Below are 4,541 nucleotides of genomic sequence, written 5' to 3'. Positions count from 1 at the left end.
GGCTCCTCACCCTCCACGTCCACCAGCACAAACCGGCCCGGCTGCTCCGACTGCGCCGACCGCACCAGACCCCATGCGGCGGCAGCCGCCAGGTCCTCGCCGGACATCGCGCCGCGGGTCACCAGCACCAGCCGTGACGTCTCGGGCAGCTCCTGCACCAGGGACAGCGCCCGCGCCGACAGGGCGTGCACCGAGCCCGCTACGTCGTCTTCGTTCTCGATGGCCAGCCGGTGGACCACCACGTCCGGCGACAGCTCCACCGGTTCCGGCACCCCGACCGGCACCCAGTCCACCCCGAACAGCCCGTCGTGCTGCTGCTCGGCCGAGACCGGACGTACCGTGAGCGCCGACACGGAAGCGACCGGCTGGCCCAGCGGGTCCGCCAGCGCCACGGACAACGCTCCGTCGGGGGTACGTGACATCCGGACCCGGAGGAGCGCTGACGTACCCGGTGCGTGCAGCGACACGCCCGACCAGGAGAAGGGCACACCGCGTTCGCCGTCACCGAGCAGCACGGCCGCGTGGAGACCGGCGTCGAACAGGGCGGGATGCAGGCCGAATCCGGTCAGATCCGTGTCCTCGGGCAGCGCCGCCTCGGCGTAGATCTCGTCGCCGAGGCGCCAGGCCGCGCGCAGCCCCTGGAACACCGGCCCGTACTCGAACCCGCCCTCGGCGAACCGCTCGTACACGTCGGACACGTCCAGGGCGTGGGCGCCCGTGGGCGGCCAGACCGCCGCATCGAACGGGGCGAGCGGCGGGGTGCCGGCCGCGAGCAGGCCGGTGGCGTGCTGGGTCCAGAGGGCCTCGTCCGCGCTGTCAGGGCGCGAGTGCACCGTCACCGTACGGCGGCCGGACTCGTCCAGCGCGCCGACCGTCACTTGTACGCGTATGCCGCCCTCAGCGGGCAGTGCGAGCGGTGCGGCGATCGTCAGTTCCTCCACGGCCGGACAGCCGGCCTCGTCACCGGCGCGCACGACCAGCTCGATCAGGGCCGTACCCGGAACCAGCACCGTGCCCATGACCGTGTGGTCCGCCAGCCACAGGTGCGACTGCACCGAGAGCCGCCCGGTCAGAAGGAACGTGTCCGCGTCCGCCAGCTCAACGGCCGCGCCGAGCAAGGGGTGTTCGGCCGATTCCAGCCCGGCCATCCGTACGTCGCCGCCGCGCGCGAAGCTGTCGGCCGGGGGCCAGTAGCGGCGGTGCTGGAAGGCGTAGGCGGGCAGCTCGACAACGCGGGCACCGGTGCCGGCGAAGAACGCCCCCCAGTTGACCACGACGCCGTCCACGTAGAGCCGGGCCGCGGCCTGGAGAGCAGACAATTCCTCTTCGCGGTTCTTGCGCAGTACGGGTATGAGGGCGGCGTCGCTGCCTTCGGGCAGGGACTCGGCGGCCATGGCGGACAGCACGCCGTCGGGGCCGAGCTCGAGGAACCGCGTCACGCCTTGTCCGTGCAGGGACAGCACGTCGTCGGAGAAGCGGACCGCGTCGCGGACATGCCGCACCCAGTACTCCGGGTCACAGACTGTGTCGTCGTCCGCCGCGAGGGGGATGGTGGGCGTGGAGAACGTGAGGCCGGACACGATGGTGCGGAAGTCGTCCAGCATCGGGTCCATCAGCGGGGAGTGGAAGGCGTGCGAGACGCGCAGGCGGGTCGTCTTGCGGTCCAGTGCTTCGAAGTGGGCGCGGATCGCGTCGACCGCGTCCTCCGCACCCGAGACGACGACCGCCGAGGGGCCATTCACCGCAGCGATCGACACCGACTCGCCGAGGAGCGGGAGGACTTCGTCCTCGGTGGCCTGCACTGCGAGCATCGCGCCGCCTTCGGGGAGCGCCTGCATGAGCCGGCCACGTGCCGCCACGAGGGCACATGCGTCCGCGAGGGAGAGCACGCCTGCCACATGGGCGGCGGCCACCTCGCCGATGGAGTGACCGGCCAGGAAGTCGGGCTTGACACCCCACGACTCGACCAGCCGGAACAACGCCACCTCGACCGCGAACAGCGCCGCCTGGGCGAACATCGTCTGGTTCAACGCATCAGCGTCGTCACCCCAGACCACGTCCCGCACCGGAACGTCCAGCTCGGCGCACACGGCGTCGAAGGCCGCTGCGAACACGGGGAAACGGGCATACAGCTCCCGGCCCATGCCGAGCCGCTGCGAGCCCTGACCTGAGAACAAGAACGCCGTCTTACCCGCGCGTGCCTGTCCCTCCACAACCTGCTCGCCGTTCAGCACCACGGCCCGGTGGGCGAAGACGGACCGGTTCACCGTGGACAGACCCACATCCAGTGGCCGCAGTCCCGCCTCCTCTACGTACGAACGCAGCCGCGCAACCTGGTCGTGCAGGGCCTCCGCCGTCTTCCCGGACACCAGCCACGGCACCACCCCCGGAACAACCTCAGCGACCGGCACCACATCAGCCGACTCGAACTGCTCCAACACCACATGCGCGTTCGTACCGCTGATCCCGAACGACGACACACCCGCCCGCCGGACACGACCCGACTCCGGCCAGGACGTCCCCTCCGTCACCAGCTCCACCGCGCCCGCAGACCAGTCCACATGCGACGACGAGGCGTCCACGTGCAACGTCCGAGGCACAACCCCCCGCTCCATCGCCATCACCATCTTGATCACACCCGCGACACCCGCAGCCGCCTGCGCATGCCCGATGTTCGACTTCACCGAACCCAGCAACAACGGGAGTTCACGGTCCTGCCCATACGTCGCAAGCAACGCCTGCGCCTCGATCGGATCACCCAGCGTCGTCCCCGTACCGTGCCCCTCCACCACGTCCACATCAGCCGTGGACAACCCCCCGCTGGCCAACGCCTGCCGGATCACCCGCTGCTGCGACGGACCATTCGGCGCCGTCAAACCGTTCGACGCACCATCCTGATTCACCGCCGAACCACGCACCACCGCCCACACACGATGCCCCTTACGCACCGCATCCGACAGCCGCTCCAACACCACCATCCCCACACCCTCGCCCCACCCGACGCCATCGGCCGAGTCCGAGAACGACCTGCACCGGCCGTCAGAGGCCAGACCTCCCTGCCGCGCGAACTCGAGGAACGTCGTCGGGGTCGACATGACCGTCACACCGCCGGCCACCGCCAGGGAACAGTCACCAGAACGCAACGCCTGCGCCGCCCAGTGCAGGGCCACCAGTGACGACGAACACGCCGTGTCCACCGTCACCGCCGGGCCTTCGAAGCCGAAGGTGTAGGAGACGCGGCCGGAAGCGATGCTGGGTGCGCTGCCGTTGCCTCGGAAGCCGTCGAACTGCGGGCTTTCGAGCAGGCTCCGGTAGTCGGTGTACATCACACCGGCGAAGACGCCGGTCTGCGACCCGCGCAGCGACTCCGGATCGATTCCGGCCCTCTCCACCGCCTCCCATGTGGTCTCCAGCAGCAACCGCTGCTGTGCGTCCGTCGCCAGTGCCTCGCGCGGACTCATCCCGAAGAAGTCGGGATCGAACTCCGGAGCGTCGTAAAGGAATCCGCCGGCCCGCTCGAACGACTCGCTCTCCACGTCCCAGCCACGGTCCGCGGGGAAGTCACCAACGGCGTCCACACCGCCATCAACCAGGCGCCACAGATCCTCCGGCGACGTCACCCCACCCGGGTACCGGCACGCCATCCCCACGATCACGACGGGGTCGTCCTCCGCGGCCACGGGCCGGGGCGGCAGCAGTGGCGCGGCGGCCGTGTCGCCGCCCAGGAGCTCGTCGAGGAGGAAGCCCACCAGTGCGTCGGCCGTCGGGTAGTCGAAGACGAGGGTCGCCGGCAGTCGCAGTCCTGCGGCCGTGCCCAGCCGGTTGCGGAGTTCGACCGCCATCAGGGAGTCGAAGCCCAGGTCCTGGAAGGCTCGGCCCGGTGCGACGACGGTGGCGTCGGCGTGGCCGAGGGCTTGCGCGACGTGCCTGCGTACGAGGTCGAGGAGCGTCTCACGTCGCTCGTCGGCCGTGAGGGCGGAGAGCGTGTGCCGCAGGCCCGTCGTCGCGGGGACGTCGGCGGCCAGGGAGGCGGCAGAGCGCCGGTTGCGGGGGCGGGGCCTGACCAGTCCGCTCAGCAGGGCGGGTACTTCGTCCTGCCCCCTCAGGGCCGCGAAGTCGAACCGTACCGGGGCGATCAGCGGCGCGTCCGCGCGCAGGGAGGCGTCGAAGAGGGCGGCGCCCTCCGCCGGGGTCAGTTCGGGCATGCCGGTCCGGGCGATGCGCTGGATGTCGGCTTCGGACAGGGCGCCGGTCATGCCGCCGTCCGGGGTCCACGGGCCCCAGGCGAGCGATGTGGCGGGCAGGCCGGCGGCTCGGCGGTGGGCGGCGAAGGCGTCGAGGAAGGCGTTGCCGGCGGCGTAGTTGGCCTGGCCGGGTCCGCCGAAGAGTCCGGAGACGGAGGAGAACAGGACGAACGCGGCCAGGTCGGAGTCGCGGGTGGCCTCGTGCAGGTTCCAGGCGGCGTCCACCTTGGGCCGCAGGACCGCCGACAGCCGCTCGGAGGTCAGCGCCTCCACCACCCCGTCGTCCAGCACGCCCGC

Annotated in this window: 1 protein-coding gene; it reads right to left on the bottom strand. The window is 71.1% G+C overall.

Annotated elements, in window-relative coordinates; translation table 11 throughout:
- Positions 1 to 4,541: type I polyketide synthase (locus tag ACWD01_RS37225; RefSeq protein ID WP_451168393.1), on the bottom strand; the 4,541-nt coding region annotated here is incomplete at both ends.

This window comes from Streptomyces sp. NPDC002835 (genome assembly GCF_053591995.1).
The sequence above is the reverse complement of the archived record's forward strand: the minus strand, read 5'-3'. Positions and strand labels throughout refer to the sequence as shown.